The sequence below is a fragment of the Cellvibrio sp. UBA7671 genome (genome assembly GCA_002483145.1).
Taxonomy (GTDB): domain Bacteria; phylum Pseudomonadota; class Gammaproteobacteria; order Pseudomonadales; family Cellvibrionaceae; genus Cellvibrio; species Cellvibrio fibrivorans.
Genome location: DLHJ01000012.1, coordinates 208,966 through 225,422, shown reverse-complemented (window position 1 = coordinate 225,422; position 16,457 = coordinate 208,966). Strand labels below are relative to the sequence as shown.

The following is a 16,457-nucleotide window of genomic DNA, read 5'->3' as shown; positions in this document are numbered from 1 at the left end:
GCACAATTTTTCAATAATTTTTAGGGTGCATTGTTATGGATTTTGATCGGTTATTATCGTTGATGGTAGAGAAGGGCGCGTCGGATTTATTTATCACCGCCGGTGTGCCACCTTCGATCAAAGTCCACGGCAAAGTGGTGCCCGTCACTGCCACACCGCTGGCGCCGGAAAAAGCACGCGAGCTGGTGCTGAGTGTGATGAATGAAAAACAACGCGCGGAATTTATCGAAAAGAAAGAACTGAATTTTGCGGTGAGCGCGCGCGGTATTGGCCGCTTCCGTGCCAGTGCGTTTTACCAGCGCAATTTGGCGGGCATGGTATTGCGCCGTATTGAAACCAAAATCCCTGCACCCGATGAATTAGGACTGCCGGAAATCATCAAAGAATTGGCCATGACCAAACGTGGCCTGATTATTTTTGTGGGCGCGACCGGTACCGGTAAATCCACATCGCTCGCCGCCATGATTGGCCATCGCAACCAAAATTCCAAAGGTCATATTATTTCGATTGAAGACCCGATTGAATTTATCCACCAACACCAGGGTTGCATTATTACCCAGCGCGAAGTAGGTATTGATACTGAATCCTTCGAAGTAGCGCTGAAAAATACCTTGCGACAAGCACCTGATGTCATTTTGATTGGTGAGGTGCGTTCGCGCGAAACCATGGACCACGCGATAGCGTTTGCGGAAACCGGCCACCTGTGTCTGTGTACATTGCACGCCAACAACGCCAACCAGGCGCTCGACCGCATCATTCACTTCTTCCCTGCCGATCGCCACCGCCAATTATGGATGGATTTGTCGCTCAACCTGAAAGCGATTGTCGCGCAGCAATTAATTCCGACACCCGACGGCAACGGTCGCCGCGCTTGTCTGGAAATTATGATCAACACCCCGCTGGCGCAGGATTTAATCCGCAAAGGCGAAGTGTCGGATTTGAAAGAGTTGATGAAGCGTTCAACCGAACTCGGAATGCAAACATTCGATCAGGCACTTTATGCGCTTTACGACAACGGCGAGATCACCTATGAAGATGCACTGTTGCACGCCGACTCACCCAACGACTTGCGTTTGATGATCAAACTCGGTTCTGAAACCGATGCAAATTATTTATCCCATGCAGCAGATAGTTTGTCGATCCAAAGTGATGAGCACAACAATCGCGGCAAGATGTTTTAAAATACCAAACATCATCTCCATAAAAAATGCCGGGTCATTCCGGCATTTTTTATGGTTAGACCTGAATGAGGTCAAGGTTGGTTTTGTTTCAACCAACTTTCCAAAATCAGTCGCGCAGCAATAGAATCAACCGGATTATGTTTATAATCACGCGAACCACCTCGCTCCATCACTTCACTTTTTGCTTCAAAACTGCTCAGACGTTCATCCACCAATTCCACTTTTACGCCAAAGCGGCCGTGCAAGCGGTTGGCAAATTTGCGCGCACGCGCGCTGAGTTCACTTTCACTTTCGTCCATATTGAGTGGCAAACCCACCAACACCAAATCAGGCTGCCATTCCTTCAATAATTTTTCAATTTGGTTCCAATCGGGAATCCCATCTTTGGCTTTTAACGGCGCTTGGGAATTAGCGGAGCGGGTAATGGTTTGGCCGGAGGCGACACCAATATTTTTAGTGCCGTAATCAAAGGCAAGCAAGGTTTTAATCATAATTATTCAAACAAGCTTAAGCGCGCAGGGCCTGAAAGCTCAGGCGTGACCAGCAGTACTGGAAATTAAATTGACATCAATACCCAGAGTTTGCGCCGCTGACGTCCAGCGCTCTTCAAACGGGGTGTTGAAAATAATGTCTTTATCGGCCGGCACTGTGAGCCAGCTGTTTGCTGCAATTTCCGCCTCCAACTGACCTTCACCCCAACCGGCATAACCGAGCGCAATCAAACATTGCTTGGGCCCGCGGCCGGCAGCAAGGGCAGTAATAATATCGCGCGAGGCGGTGAGGCTGATGTCGGGTGATATTTCCAGCGTCGATTGCCATTTGGCCTCATTGCTATGGAGCACAAAACCGCGCTCAGGCTGCACCGGCCCACCACTCATTACAATCTGATCGCCTTGGTCAGAGAGGTCATCAAGATCCATCTGCGAAAAAATTTCTTTGAGCAGCATAGGTGTGGCGGTATTGATAACCACCCCCATAGCACCTTTGTCACTGTGCTCACAAATGTAAGTCACTGTGTGGGCAAAGGATGAATCATTCAAACCCGGCATAGCGATAAGAAAATGGTCGCGCAAACTGCCTGGGGTAAGTTCATCGTAACTTGTAGTCAATGTGCTTTTTTCGTTCATGGATTCAGTATGAGGCCTAACAAAGGTAAAACAAGCAGGGGCGGCAAATTTATTGGTTGCTGATCAATTGGCCGACGTGGTGATAGTGGAACCTTGGCCGGTGATTTCAAAATTCCAGGTGCGAATAATCTGCAAGCGGTCGGCCTGTTTGCGTATCTCGGGAGGGAAGCTTGCGAAGGGTGATGAAAGACGCACGATTTGGCGCGCGGCATCATCGAGTATGCGCTGGCCGGACGATTGCAGAACTTTGATTTCGTAGATAGTGCCATCGGGGTTGATCACTACCGACAAGCGCAAGTGGCCGGTAATGTGGCGACTCAATGCTTCTTTGGGATAATTGCGGTTGCCCACTTGTTCGATCTTGGTGCCCCACTCGTGCAAGTATTTGGCATCAAACGATTCCTTGGTGGACACCGACGTGAGCGTCCGCACACGTGGGCGCTTGGCATACTCTTGCCGCTGTTTATCCAACTTGGCTTGCAGGCTGGCAATTTCTGTGGAATCCAGCGGCTGGTCTTCCATCAAACCGTCTAGTGCCTCGCGCTCTTCGCGCTCATCAGGGTTCAGTTTGAGCTGGGTAGTCTGGGTGCTTTTGGCAGTAGTCGAAAGCAGTTGCTGCTCTTTAATCTTTTTTGTGGAAGCCGCCTGTTGCTGCGGTACCGGGTTTACCTCGCGCACCTGGGTATCGGCAAACTCCGCTTGACGCTCGGTGGTGAGTTGCTTGGCTTCATCGAGGGTGCCACTCGCCTCCTGGTTGTGTTGGGCGAGGAAGTCAGCGTTGTCCGGTGCTTTCAGCGATTTATGTGTCGCGAGTGTGATCTCGATCGTCTGTGAAGTATTACTGTGATCAGGTAGCTTGAAACTAAAGCCCAAGATTAAAAAGGCGTGCAAAGCTATGGCCAGAAAAAAGGTAAAGCTCAGGCGATCACCGGTATCGACCGGCGGCACGGCGAGACTTTCTTCTTCCAAGGCAACGGCCTGATTCATTCGATCTACTCTGGTATTGGGAAATGCAGCATTGTCTTAGCTGATTACTGCGCCGCTAATTTACGCTCTATGGCGTCGATAAGCCGTGACCCAATTCCCGTGTTATAGGCCTTGTCGATTTCGCGCGCGCAGGTGGGGCTGGTAACGTTAATCTCAGTCAGGTAGTTGCCGATGACATCAAGACCGACAAATAACAGACCCTTGGTTTTCAGCGTGGGTGCCACCTGCTCGACAATCCAGTAATCCTGATCGGTGAGCGGTTGAGCAACTCCCGTCCCGCCCGCCGCCAGATTCCCGCGCGTCTCACCCTGCGCAGGAATGCGCGCGAGGCAGTAGGGAACCGGTTCGCCGTCCACCACCAAAATGCGCTTGTCGCCCTCAGTGATTTCCGGGATATAGCGCTGCGCCATAATCGTCTGGGCACCAAATTCGGTGAGGGTTTCCAAAATGACGCCGACATTGGGGTCGTCCTGACGGCAGCGGAAAATACGGCTGCCGCCCATGCCATCGAGCGGTTTAAAAATCACATCGCCATGGCTGCGGTGAAAGTCGCGCAGGCGCAGCATATCGCGGCTGACCAACACTGGCGGGCAGCACTGCGGAAATTGGGTCGCAAAGATTTTTTCATTGCAGTCGCGCAGGCTGCGCGGATCATTGACCACCAGCGCACCCTGATTCTGGGCCGCCTCGAGGATGTAGGTACTATAGATATACTCGTTATCAAAGGGCGGGTCTTTGCGCATGATGATCACATCCAGATCACCCAGTTTTTTATCCTCATGCAAACCCAGCTCAAACCAACTATCACCATTGTCGGCAACAAACAGGTTGCGCGTATTCGCGCGCGCTTCGCCTTGCAGGAGGTAGAGATCACTCTGCTCCATATAATGCAGATCCCAACCGCGCTCTTGCGCCGCCAACAATAGCGCCAGCGTCGTGTCTTTATAGAATTTGATATCTGCGATAGGGTCCATTACCACGCCGAGAGAGATAGCCATAAACCTTACTCTTATAAATAATACAAACTGTGTATTATTAGGATGTATAAATATTTTTGCCGGGACACACAGGGCGGGCTAAAGTTAAGTCCTGAAGGCAATTAAAGCAAGATTATTACAGACAGATTAAAGCGATCTAAAAAAACAAAAAACTGTATGGATTGCTCATATATTCAACTAGTTATGGCGCAACCTTAAAAACTGTGTTAAAAGTTCATTTTTCATTGGTGGCGTTATTTTGACGCCCGTTTTAATGGATGAGCGTTATATAACCTATTCGCTCAACCAAGTTTCATCAATCAACGTGTATATCTGGCAGCGGCAGCAACTACTGCAGCAATAACAAAAGGCAAGGTCAGAGTATGGAAGTAACTTACGAAAGCCTCAAAGTGATGGTTATCGACGATAGCAAGACCATCCGGCGCACGGCTGAAACACTGCTCAAAAAAGCGGGCTGTATGGTGATTACCGCCACCGACGGCTTTGATGCCCTGGCGAAAATTGCCGATACCCGCCCCGACATTATTTTTGTGGACATTATGATGCCGCGTCTCGATGGCTATCAAACCTGTGCCCTGATCAAAAATAACAGCGAATTCAAGACCACCCCGGTCATTATGTTATCCAGTAAAGACGGCCTGTTCGACAAAGCCAAAGGGCGTATTGTCGGTTCCGACCAATATCTCACCAAACCTTTTAGCAAAAGCGAGTTACTCGGCGCAATAGAAGCGCACGTCAAACATCTCAAGGCATCTTGATAGATTGAGCGTTTGATTAAGAAGAGTACCGGGTTTAAGCCTATTTGTTTTTTGACTATTACTCGCGCGTCAACTGCGCACTTTGTATCAGCACAGTAATAGTCTGGATGAACTTCCAAAGGACTGTTTAACATTCGCCGCATTGCCTGCGGAACAATTATTCGTTTTTTTGGAGCATTTATGGCCAGAGTATTGATTATTGACGACTCACCCACCGAGACCTACAAACTCACCAGCATGCTGGAAAAGAACGGCCATGTAGTCATGACCGCTGACAATGGTGAAGCCGGTATTGTGATGGCGCAAAAAGAATTGCCCGATGTAGTCCTGATGGATGTGGTTATGCCCGGCCTCAACGGCTTCCAAGCAACTCGTCAATTATCAAAAACCCCTGAGACGGCGCATATTCCAGTCATTATTGTGACCACCAAAGACCAGCAAACCGACCGTGTCTGGGGTATGCGTCAGGGTGCCAAAGCCTATCTGTCCAAACCTATTACCCAGGAAGTATTGATGGCGGCAATGGCCGAGGTATTGCGCTAATCGAAGGATAAGCTCATCAACTGCATGGATGATTGATAGACAATAACAACAAGTATCAGCACCGACCATTCAGTAAAACGGCCTCATGGGTCGACCCCGGGTGTTGGTACACGACAGTTACGGATAGATTTATGTCAGAACCACAGGCCGCCTTTCAGGCCCTGCTCACATTAGCCCAGCGCAGCCGCGCAGCGGCACGCGGTCTGCCTGCACAGGCCGATATACGCCCCCACTGGAGCGGTATCGGCTTTGCGCTTATGGGCAGCTATTTTGTCGTGCCTATTGGTGAAATTTCGGAAATGCTGGAAGTCCCCAACCACACTCATTTGCCCGGTGTACAACCCTGGGTGAAAGGGGTCGCCAACGTACGTGGCCGGCTGTTACCACTATTTGATCTGGCAATGTTTTTTGGCGACCGCCTCACTGGGACGCGCAAACACCGCCGGGTATTAATTCTGGAAACTGAAACACTTTATTCCGGCCTTATCGTCGATCAGGTTTTCGGTATGCAGCACTTTCCCATGGATGAATACAGCGAGCAGGCCGGAGCCGTAGCAAGTTCTATTTTGCCGTTTGTGACCGGCAGTTACCCGCAGGGGGGCGAGCGCTGGTCGCTGTTCCGGCCGGCGCTGCTGGCGGAAGATCCGCGTTTTACCAACGCGGCAAAAACCTGATTTATAGATATGCAATAACAGTTCAACCCAAACGTTAGATTGAGAGTCAAATTGAAGCTTGCTGCCTCGTGCAAAAAGCGCAGTGGATAGAAAAAATAAAACCGAACGCTGGTTAGGAGTGCTTAGATGAAAACTGATTCAAAGATTGCCACCTTCAAGGCAAAACCGACGACTGTTATCGCTTCGGTCTTGCTGGTGGCTTCATTTGCTGCCGCGATGGTGTTGCTGTTCCTGATTAACCAGGGTAAGAGCAATGACCAGCGATATCTGCAACAGGCCGCTGACTTGCGTGCGCAAGCCTACCGCCTGACATCCCTATCGCGTGACGCAACCTCAGGCGATGAAAAAGCCTTTGGTGAATTGACCGGCGTGGTAGAGAGCATGGGCAGTACATGGGATATGTTGCGCGCTAGCGACGAGCGCACCCGTGCATCGCTCAGTGCAGAATTCGACAGCTTCGGCGCCATCTGGAACCGGGTAAAAACCAACGCCCAAGCGATTGCGACCAACAAAGACCTGATCGTATCGCTCAATAACGTAGGTAACACCCTGAACGACAACCTGCCTACCCTGCAGACTGAACACAACAACATCGTGGATATCCTGCTTGAATCCGGCGCTCCTGCCGACCAAGCGATCCAAGCCCAGCTGCTCTCCTGGCGCGCCGAGCGTATCGGTCGTAACGTGGATAAAATGCTGCGCGGTGATACCGACTCCGGCGATGCCGCCGACCAATTCAACCGCGACGCCAACTTCTACGCGCGCGTACTGACCGCTATGAAAGACGGCGACCCGGCACTGCGTATTACCCGTGTATCTGACGCACAAGCGCGCGCCAGTCTTGACCAGATCACCACCCTGTTTGAAGGCGTAAACAAATCGATCCAGGAGATGGTTGAAGGTTCTACCACCCTGACTCGCGCCCGTCAGGCATCTGATGCATTGCTGAACGACACCCCACAACTGCTACAAGGTCTGGCCGCCATCTCCGATAAAATTGCCGGGCAAGCAGACAGCCGTCCGTTCATCAACAATATGACTGTTATTGTGCTCGCCGCTATTACTCTCGGCTCTTTGTTCTTTCTGGGCTTTAACCAGTATATGGGCGCACGTAAACGCGCGGATGAAACTGCGGATACCAACGAGCGTAACCAAACCGCAATTTTGCGTCTCCTCGATGAACTGGCTGACCTCGCGGACGGTGACTTGACCACGACCGCAACCGTAACCGAGGACTTTACCGGTGCGATCGCTGACTCTATTAACTTCACCATCGACCAGCTGCGTATCCTGGTTGCGCGAATCAACGAAACTGCGGTTAACGTATCGGCCGCTGCGCAGGAAACCCAGCAAACTGCATTGCACCTCGCCGAAGCTTCTGAACACCAGGCACAAGAAATCGCCGGTGCATCCGCCGCGGTAAACGAAATGGCGGTGACGATTGACCAGGTATCTGCAAACGCCGCCGAATCGGCAGCGGTAGCGGAGCGCGCGGTATCGATCGCGGGCAACGGTGCGAAAGTGGTACAGAACACCATCCACGGGATGGATACCATCCGCGAACAGATTCAAGATACTTCCAAACGTATTAAACGCCTCGGTGAATCGTCACAAGAGATCGGTGATATCGTAAGTTTGATTAACGACATTGCGGACCAAACCAACATCCTCGCACTTAACGCGGCAATTCAAGCATCGATGGCCGGTGACGCGGGCCGCGGGTTCGCGGTGGTGGCGGACGAAGTTCAACGCCTTGCGGAACGTTCCGCAGCCGCAACCAAGCAGATCGAAGCGCTGGTAAAAACCATTCAGAACGATACCAACGAAGCGGTAATTTCGATGGAACAAACCACCTCTGAAGTGGTGCGCGGTGCACGCCTCGCACAGGATGCGGGTGTGGCACTGGAAGAAATTGAAAACGTATCATCAAGCTTGGCGGAATTGATCCAGAACATTTCCAACGCCGCGCGCCAACAAGCATCGTCTGCGGGTCACATCTCCAACACGATGAATGTTATTCAAGAGATTACTACCCAAACCTCCGCCGGTACCTCTGCTACCGCGCAATCGATTGGTAACCTCGCCGAAATGGCACTCGACCTGCGTGAATCTGTGGCTGGTTTCAAACTGCCAGAAGAAGATATGTCGGAAGGCCGCGCCAGCGCGGCACGTAAAGCTATGGCCACTACCCCGGCTATGGATTTCGATAGCAATGCCGAAGTAATCGATCTGGACGACGAACTGTTGCCCGACGACGACATCTTCGCCACTTCAAAAGCCTGATAAACAAGCGATGCCAGCCCCCGCTGGCATCGCAGCCAGTAACTTACGAAAGTAATTTACAGATAGTACCTATGTAGATAGTACCTATGGCCTGGTCACTGCGCACATTACCTACACTCACCGAAGACCAGTTTCTCCAATGGGGCAAGCTGCTGGAAGAGCGCACGGGTATCCAGTTGGTTTTTCAACAGAAAGCGTGGCTGGAGTCGCAGATGACCTCGCGCATGCGCGACCATGGCCATGAAGATTACAACGCCTATTTCGATTTTGTTTCCAAGGAAACAATAGAAGCGAAACTGGAATGGTCGCGTTTGATTGACCGCATCGCGGTGAAAGAAACCAGCTTTTTCCGCCACCGCGAATCCATCGAATATGTGCGCAATTATCTGCAGCAAAAAATTAACAATCAGGCGCTGAACAACAGCTTTGATATATGGAGCCTGGGCTGTGCCACCGGTGAAGAGGCCTACTCGCTGGCGATGGTGGTGAACGACTGCTTTGAGTTGGCAGCTATTAGCCCCTACTACGGCATTACCGCTATGGACATCAGCTCGTCGGCGCTGGCGGCCGGTCGCAAGGGCCGCTATGGCAAACGCCGGGTCGAACAGGTAAAACCAGACGAAGCCAAACGCTATCTGCAACTCTGTACCGATGGCAGCTATGAAGTGGTAAATAAACTACGCGACCGAGTGTGTTTTACCCACACCAATATTATCCACGCGCGCCAGCTACCGGTAGTGCAAGTGGATGTGATTTTCTGCCAAAACCTGTTGGTGTATTTCCGCCGCTGGCTGCGCCGCGATGTACTGAATGCCCTGGTCGAGCGCCTGAAACCGGGCGGTTTGTTAGTTGTCGGCCTCGGCGAAGTGGTGGACTGGGAACACCCCGAAATGCAGCGCACGGGCGATGATCACGTGCAGGCCTACGTTCGTGAAGAACGATAAAAAATTCGCACCGAGCGAGAATAACGAGAGGAAAGTTCTGCATGGCAGATAATCGCAATTTTGCCGCGTTGGATTGGTTGATCCATGAGATCAGTGAGACGCTGAAAGAAGCGCGCCAAGCCCTTGAAAGCTATGTTGAGAATCCTAAAGATGCCGCGCGCATCCGCTTTTGCCTGACCCATATCCATCAGGTTCACGGCAGCCTGCAAATGGTGGAGTTCTATGGCGCCGCCATGCTCGCCAGCGAAATGGAACAGCTGACCCAGGCGATGATCGCCAATAGCGTCGCCAACAGCAGTGAAGCGCAAGAAGTCCTGATGCGCGCCATCCTGCAATTCCCACTTTATCTCGATCAAGTCAAAGCCACCCGCAAAGACAATCCGCTGGTGGTCTTGCCGCTGCTCAACGACCTGCGCGCCGTGCGTGGCGAGAGCCTGCTCACCGATACCAAACTCTTTGTACCCAACCTGACGCCGGCCAAAAAAGTATCCGGCGCACGCCTGCCCGTCACTAACGATAATGTGCAATTCCAGGCCATGGTGCTCAAACTGCGCCAGATGTACCAGTACGCCGCCTCGGGTTTTATCCGCGGTGTCAACCCGGAGGAAAATCTCGCCTATCTGCAAAAAGCGTTTTCGCGCCTGCAAAAACTCACTCACGGCACTGCGCGCTTTGCGCTCTGGGATATCTCGCTGGCACTGGTTGAAGCGATTGAAATCGATGCGATTGAAATCAGCGTCGCGGTCAAAAACCTGCTACGCCAGCTGGATAAAGAGATCAAGGTTCTCGCCGTTCACGGCACCAAGGCACTCAACAGTTTCACCAACGATGAGCTGATCAAAAACCTGCTCTATTACGTTGCGCGCGCGGGCAAACACGCCCCCGGCTTTCCGCCCAACTCGCAGTTGCAGCGCGTCTATGAAAACTACCATCTTGAAGAGGCGCTGCTGGAAGGCAAAGAGAGCGGCGAAGAAGCGCAAAACATGCTCTCGGTGCCCGATGCCGAAGCCATGCGCTCGGTGGTAGGTGCGCTCAAAGAAGAACTTAATCTGATCAAAAATAGCCTGGATATCTGCCTCGCCGGCGGCGATACCCAGTCGGCACTGGGCGATGCTTTGCCCATCGTCAAACGGGTCGCCGATACTTTGGCGGTACTTGGCTTGGGCGACCTGCGCAAGCGCGTACTGGAACAGGGCGCCGCGCTGGATTTGGTAGTCGAATCCAGCAGCCAACTCAGCGACGAACAATTACTTGCAGTCGCCAGTCAGCTGATTGCGGTTGAAAACTCCCTCGATAGTTTGGCCGAAATGGGTGGGCAAGACGCGGGCGGTGAAGACTCGGATATCACCCTCACGCGTGCCAAAGAGTCTGTGCTGCGCGAATCGCGCAACGGCCTTGAGCACGCCAAAGACGCAATCATCGAATACATCGCCTCCCAGTGGAACCGCCAACATCTGCAAAGTGTGCCTACCACCCTGCGCGAAATCCGCGGTGGTCTGGAGATAATGCCATTGCCGCGCCCAGCGCGAATTCTGGGTGCCTGCGCCCGGTTTATTGAAGAGCAACTGCTGCAACAGGATTCCACCCCGCAATGGACCACATTGGATACGCTGGCCGATGCCATTACCAGCGTTGAGTACTATCTGGAGCGTCTGAGTAGCGGCGGCCGCAAAGAAGAAAACGACCTGCTGCTGAGCGTGGCAGAAGAAAGTGTTGCCAGCCTTGGTTACGCTGTTGCCAAAACCAGTAAATCTACCAGCGACGCAGTGCCTGCCCAGGCCACCAACTATGCCGATGCTAATCTGGCCGAACAGGAGATCATCGAAGAAAGCGATGCTGCCGAAGAATTAGCCGCCGCTTATCAAGAAGTGATTGAACCGGAAACTCCGATTGCAGATGAATTCGCCCATCTCTCTGCCCTTTACGCTGAGGTCCAAACACCGGTAGCTGATCCGGCTCCCGTACTAACCACTGACACCGTGATTAGCGAAACTGAGGCTGAACTCCCGGCGGCTGAGGTGGAAGAGATCACCATCGCAGAAGCTATTGCGGAGCTTGATGAAAGCGATGAAGAAGACACAGCAGAAGCAGTCAATGAACCGGAAAGCAATCTCGTCGCCACCAGCAATGCCCCGGTAATTCAGCGCGACGATGAAGACATCGACGACGAAATCATCGAGATTTTTATCGAAGAGGCCACCGAAGTTACCGAGACCATTGGCGAATACTTCCCGCAGTGGGCGCAGAATTTTGAAAACAAGGAAGCGCTGACCGAATTCCGCCGCGCGTTCCATACTTTGAAAGGCAGCGGCCGCATGGTCGGCGCCAATGAGATCGGCGAGCTGGCCTGGTCGATCGAAAACATGCTCAACCGCGTGATCGACCGCACTATAGTCGCCGGCGCCGTACACATCCATATCATTGAAAAAGTACGCCAATTGCTGCCGGATATGATCGCCGCCTTCCGCGACAATCAACCCAATCCCCATGCACAATTGGCCGAAACCTATCGCCAACAGGCGGTCTCTCTCTCCCAAGGTGTCACCCCGGACGAACTGCTCGCCGAACTGGGCGATAGCCCTGCTCCTGTATCCATGCCTGAAGCTGTTGATAGCAGTGACGCTTACACACTGCAGGGAGATGATGAGGAACATGAACAAGGCCTCGACCTTGACGCCGAGCAAGAAGAACAACAGATTCAAGAACCTGACATTGAAATACAACTGGAAGAACCGCAACTGGACGTCTCAGAGGCTTATAACGAAGCCATCACCGAGCTGTCTGAAGAGCTGAACTTCACAGTTGAAGATGAAGAAGCTAGCGACAGCGCTGATGAAGAATTAACGCTGGAAATGGCTGACTTACCCGTGGTTGAGTTGGAAGTTGGAGACGAGGTTCTCGATCTTGATAGTGAAGAAGAACCAACGCCACCCTTGATGACACTGGAAGACCAGGTTGAAATCGTCGACGAAGATGACGTCGCCCAACTGGCGCAAGCCTACAGTGAACATCAAGCCGTTAGCTTCAATTACAGCGCAGCGACCAACGACGATATTGACATCGACGATCCTGACGCCCAGCTGTGGGAAATTTTCGGCGCCGAAGCTCTCACCCATCTGCAAGTGGTCGAGGAATATATCGCGCGCATGGAAGCTGAAGCGCCCATTTACGAGCCGCCCAGTGAAGGCATGCAGCGCGCATTGCATACGCTCAAAGGCAGCGCGCATATGGCCGAAGTTACACAGGTGGCGGAATTGGCAACGCCGCTGGAGCGCTTCGTTAAAGAGCTACGTTCTTATCACGTTAATATCAATGACGATATCCTCCAACTGTTGCGCGATGCCGTCAGCTACACACAAATTGCCCTGCATCAAATCGAAGCAGGTGAAGTGGTCGATATTCCCCGCCTGCAGCAATTTGTAGCGCGTGTGAATGAGCTGCGCGAGATCCACGTCGCCCCGCTCGTCAGCCTGCAAGAGCTGGATGAGAGCGGCAAGCGTCCGGTAGACCCGGAATTGCTCGCCATTTTTATGGCCGAGGAAATGAACCTGCTGCTGGACGCGGACAAGATTATCGCCCAGTGGGCCGCCGATCCATCCGATGCCATCCAGTTGATCCCGGTAATGGACGAGTTGGGCAAACTCACCAAAGCCGCAGCCCACGCCTATCTGCCGGCCATGGCCGAGCTGAGCGAAAAAATCCACAGTGTCTATGAGACAGTGATCGCCGAGCAGTTGGCCTGCTCACCAGCGGTTTGCACCACCCTAAATGCCGCCCACATCGCCCTGTTGGATATGGTGGATGCCATAGCAGCCGGACAAAACCTGCACAGGATTCCGGATGCCGTCAACGATGCACTGGATGAATTGCTCAGCACCGAAGTGGTCACTCTCAGCACCCTGATCAACGACGAAATTCCGTTGGTTGAGGAAGATATCCCCCTGTTCGAGGAAGAAGTTGCACCAGTTGCAGTTGAAGAGGCGGCGGCAGAAGAGGAAGAGATTCCGCTCGCCGAATTGGATGAGGTCATCGAATTCGACGAACCTGCGGGTAGCGAGCCAAGTGCCTATGAGTTTGTAGCCCATGCCGGCTATGACTCTGATGCTGACAATATCGAGCTGGTAGATGAAGACGCAGACAATACCGCCTACACCCTGCTGCCGGAAATCAGTCTGGTTGAAGAAGATCCTGTCTATGATGAGGCTGTTGAACTACACGATTCTCAGGAAGCGGAAGGCAGCGAGCCCTCTGACGAAATTTATGCAGAAGCAGAAGATCTGGTCGTTGAAGCACCTATAGAAGTCACAGCTGAACCCGTCGCTGAAGTTCAATTTGTGGCTCCCCAACCAGCGCTGGCCGAACCAGAACTGGCGGTAGATGAAGACTTTGATCCGGAAATCGTCGAGATCTTTATCGAAGAAGCAGGTGAGCTGCTGGAAGAAATCGATACGTCGCTCAATGAATGGCAGGACGACTGGAACAATAGTAGCTGTGTTGAAGAGCTGAAGCGTTCACTGCACACCTTTAAAGGCGGTGCACGACTCGCTGGCCTGACTGATTTGGGCGACTTGTCGCACGACTTTGAAACCATCCTGATTGAGATGGGCGATGATGTTGAGTTGGATCAATCCTTCTTCAACCGCCTGCATGGCTATCAGGATCGTATGCACGCCGGCGTTGCCAAGGCACAAGCGCGCATGAACGGTGGTGTAGCTGATACAGCCGAAGATGAACCAGAACCACCGGTGTTGGATAGCTACGTTCCTGTATTGGATAACTATGCCCCAGCCGATAACTACGTCAGTGTTGACGAAGCGGTTGAGGACATCCAATACGCGGAAGATGTACCTATGTTGCAAGACGAACAACCGTCTTACAACAAACCCACTATTGTCGTCGATAACACCCGCGATCTTGTTGACAACAGCTATGAACGCACCGGTTACGAAAATGACGGCAGCCCCAGCCAGAAGCCGAATGTACTGACCTTTGCGCCTAAAGCCAAACCTGTAGCTCCGGTTCCCGGCGCTATTCCCGGCACGGAATACGGTGGCGGTCTGCGCTCAGGCAATACCGGCCCAGCGCAAGTACAGCATTTGGCTGCACGCCGCACCGGCCCGCAAGAAGTGGTCAAAGTCTCCGCAGAATTGCTCGAAGAACTGGTAAACCTCGCCGGTGAAACCTCCATCAGCCGCGGCCGTATGGAGCAGCAAGTCAGCGACTTGAGCGGATCAATCGAGGAGATGGATTCCACCATCCAGCGTCTGCAAGAACAGCTGCGCCGCCTCGATATCGAAACCGAAGCACAAGTCTTGTTCCGTCAGGAACAAATGATGCAGCACGAAGAATTCGACCCGCTGGAGATGGACCGCTACTCGCAGTTGCAGCAGCTGTCGCGCTCGCTGATCGAATCCGCATCTGACTTGATGGACTTGAAATACACCCTCGCGGATAAAACCCGCGATACCGAAACCTTGCTGCTGCAACAGTCGCGCATTAACACCGACTTGCAAGAAGGCCTGATGCGCTCGCGCATGGTGCCCTTCTCCCGTCTGGTGCCGCGCTTGCGTCGTATCGTCCGCCAGGCGGCGACCGAGCTGGGCAAAGAAGTGGATTTCGAATTGGATAACGTCGAAGGCGAACTGGACCGTACCGTGTTGGAACGTATGGTGGCGCCGCTCGAACACATGCTGCGTAACGCGGTTGACCACGGTATCGAAACGCCTGATGAGCGTATCGCTGCGGGTAAAAACCCGAACGGCCGTATCCTGCTGACCCTCGGCCGTGAAGGCGGCGATGTAATCCTGCGCCTCATCGACGATGGTCGCGGTATCAACCTGAAACGTGTGCGCGAAAAAGCTATTGAACGTGGCCTGATGTCAGCCGACGCTCAGCTCGCCGACCAGGATATTATCCAGTTCATCCTGCACGCCGGCTTCAGTACCGCCGAAAAAGTCACCCAGATTTCCGGCCGCGGTGTGGGTATGGACGTGGTGCACTCCGAGATCAAACAGCTCGGCGGCGCCATGTTTATCGATTCCAACTGGGGCTCGGGTACTGAATTCACCATCCGCCTGCCGTTTACTGTATCGGTGAACCGCGCACTGATGGTGCAGATTGGCGATGACCTTTACGCCATTCCGCTCAACTCGATTGAAGGTATTGTGCGCGTCAGCCCCTTCGAGCTGGAGCACTATTATCAAGATGACACCGCCCGTTTTGATTACGCCGGTGAAAACTATCTGGTGCGCTACTTGGGCAATCTGCTCGACTCCAGCGCCCAGCCGAAGCTCGATGGTCAAACCCTGCCGCTGCCAGTGGTACTGGTGCGCAGTACCGAGCACACAGTAGCGCTGCAAGTGGACCGCCTGCTCGGCTCGCGCGAGATCGTGGTAAAAACCCTCGGCGCCCAGTTCAGTGCGGTGCGCGGAGTATCCGGCGCTACGGTAATGGGCGATGGTAATGTGGTGGTGATTCTGGATCTGCACGCCATGATCCGCGAACAGCTGGCACTCGGCCTGCAAAACGCCATCTTGCTCGAACCGCTCAAAATTGGCGCTGCGCCGGAAGAAGATTTGTCTGAGAAGACTGTAATGGTAGTGGATGACTCGGTAACCGTACGCAAGGTAACCGGCCGCTTCCTGGAGCGCGAAGGCTTCCGAGTGATCGCAGCGAAAGACGGTGTTGAAGCCCTGCAATTGCTGCAAGACCATATGCCTGACGTGATGCTGCTGGATATCGAAATGCCACGTATGGACGGCTTCGAAGTCGCTAAAAATATCCGCACCAGCTCGCGCCTGAAGGATCTACCAATCATTATGATCACCTCGCGTACCGGTGAAAAACACCGCGAACGCGCGTTCAGCCTTGGCGTGAACAAGTACATGGGCAAGCCCTATCAGGAAGATCTGCTGCTCGGCAACATTAATGAATTGCTCGGCAAAACCGTGAAGTAAGGCGGC

The 16,457-nt window shown here is 52.9% G+C and carries 11 protein-coding genes; 7 read left to right on the top strand and 4 right to left on the bottom strand.

Annotation, left to right across the window (positions count from 1 at the left end; genetic code table 11):
* Positions 1–35: 35 nt before the first annotated feature.
* Positions 36–1,181, top strand: a complete 1,146-nt coding sequence (locus tag B4E62_RS09330) for a PilT/PilU family type 4a pilus ATPase (RefSeq protein WP_310068963.1) — start codon at positions 36–38, stop codon at positions 1,179–1,181.
* Positions 1,182–1,252: 71 nt separating this feature from the next.
* Here the strand turns inward: B4E62_RS09330 and ruvX are convergent, their stop codons facing one another.
* The 4 genes from ruvX to gshB form a co-directional block, all read right to left on the bottom strand.
* Positions 1,253–1,672 carry a Holliday junction resolvase RuvX gene (ruvX, locus tag B4E62_RS09325; RefSeq protein WP_331351861.1) on the bottom strand — a complete coding sequence of 140 codons (420 nt, stop codon included), beginning with the start codon at positions 1,670–1,672 and terminating at the stop codon, positions 1,253–1,255.
* A gap of 39 nt (positions 1,673–1,711) precedes the next feature.
* On the bottom strand, positions 1,712–2,308 hold the full coding sequence (locus B4E62_RS09320) for a YqgE/AlgH family protein (protein ID WP_310068969.1): 597 nt from the start codon (positions 2,306–2,308) through the stop codon (positions 1,712–1,714).
* A 63-nt stretch (positions 2,309–2,371) separates the two neighbouring features.
* Positions 2,372–3,295: an energy transducer TonB gene (locus B4E62_RS09315; RefSeq protein ID WP_310068973.1), complete on the bottom strand. Its 924-nt coding sequence runs from the start codon at positions 3,293–3,295 to the stop codon at positions 2,372–2,374.
* A 44-nt stretch (positions 3,296–3,339) separates the two neighbouring features.
* Positions 3,340–4,293 carry a glutathione synthase gene (gene gshB, locus B4E62_RS09310; RefSeq protein ID WP_310068976.1) on the bottom strand — a complete coding sequence of 318 codons (954 nt, stop codon included), beginning with the start codon at positions 4,291–4,293 and terminating at the stop codon, positions 3,340–3,342.
* Positions 4,294–4,655: 362 nt separating this feature from the next.
* Between gshB and pilG the strand changes: the two genes are divergently transcribed.
* The 6 genes from pilG (at position 4,656) to B4E62_RS09280 (ending at position 16,451) form a co-directional block, all read left to right on the top strand.
* Positions 4,656–5,051 carry a twitching motility response regulator PilG gene (pilG, locus tag B4E62_RS09305; RefSeq protein WP_007639219.1) on the top strand — a complete coding sequence of 132 codons (396 nt, stop codon included), beginning with the start codon at positions 4,656–4,658 and terminating at the stop codon, positions 5,049–5,051.
* 180 nt (positions 5,052–5,231) lie between these two features.
* A complete protein-coding gene (locus tag B4E62_RS09300; RefSeq protein WP_310068988.1) occupies positions 5,232–5,594 on the top strand; it encodes a response regulator in 363 nt (120 codons plus the stop codon).
* A 131-nt stretch (positions 5,595–5,725) separates the two neighbouring features.
* The gene (locus B4E62_RS09295) at positions 5,726–6,268 is read left to right on the top strand and encodes a chemotaxis protein CheW (protein ID WP_310068991.1); all 543 of its coding nucleotides are present in this window, start codon (positions 5,726–5,728) and stop codon (positions 6,266–6,268) included.
* Positions 6,269–6,394: 126 nt separating this feature from the next.
* Complete coding sequence (locus B4E62_RS09290) at positions 6,395–8,551, top strand: methyl-accepting chemotaxis protein (RefSeq protein ID WP_310068993.1); 2,157 nt, start codon at positions 6,395–6,397, stop codon at positions 8,549–8,551.
* A gap of 86 nt (positions 8,552–8,637) precedes the next feature.
* Positions 8,638–9,495 (top strand): protein-glutamate O-methyltransferase CheR, encoded by an 858-nt coding sequence (locus B4E62_RS09285; protein ID WP_310068996.1) that lies wholly within the window; start codon positions 8,638–8,640, stop codon positions 9,493–9,495.
* Positions 9,496–9,536: 41 nt separating this feature from the next.
* Positions 9,537–16,451, top strand: a complete 6,915-nt coding sequence (locus B4E62_RS09280; RefSeq protein WP_331351860.1) for an Hpt domain-containing protein — start codon at positions 9,537–9,539, stop codon at positions 16,449–16,451.
* The last annotated feature ends 6 nt before the right edge of the window (positions 16,452–16,457 follow it).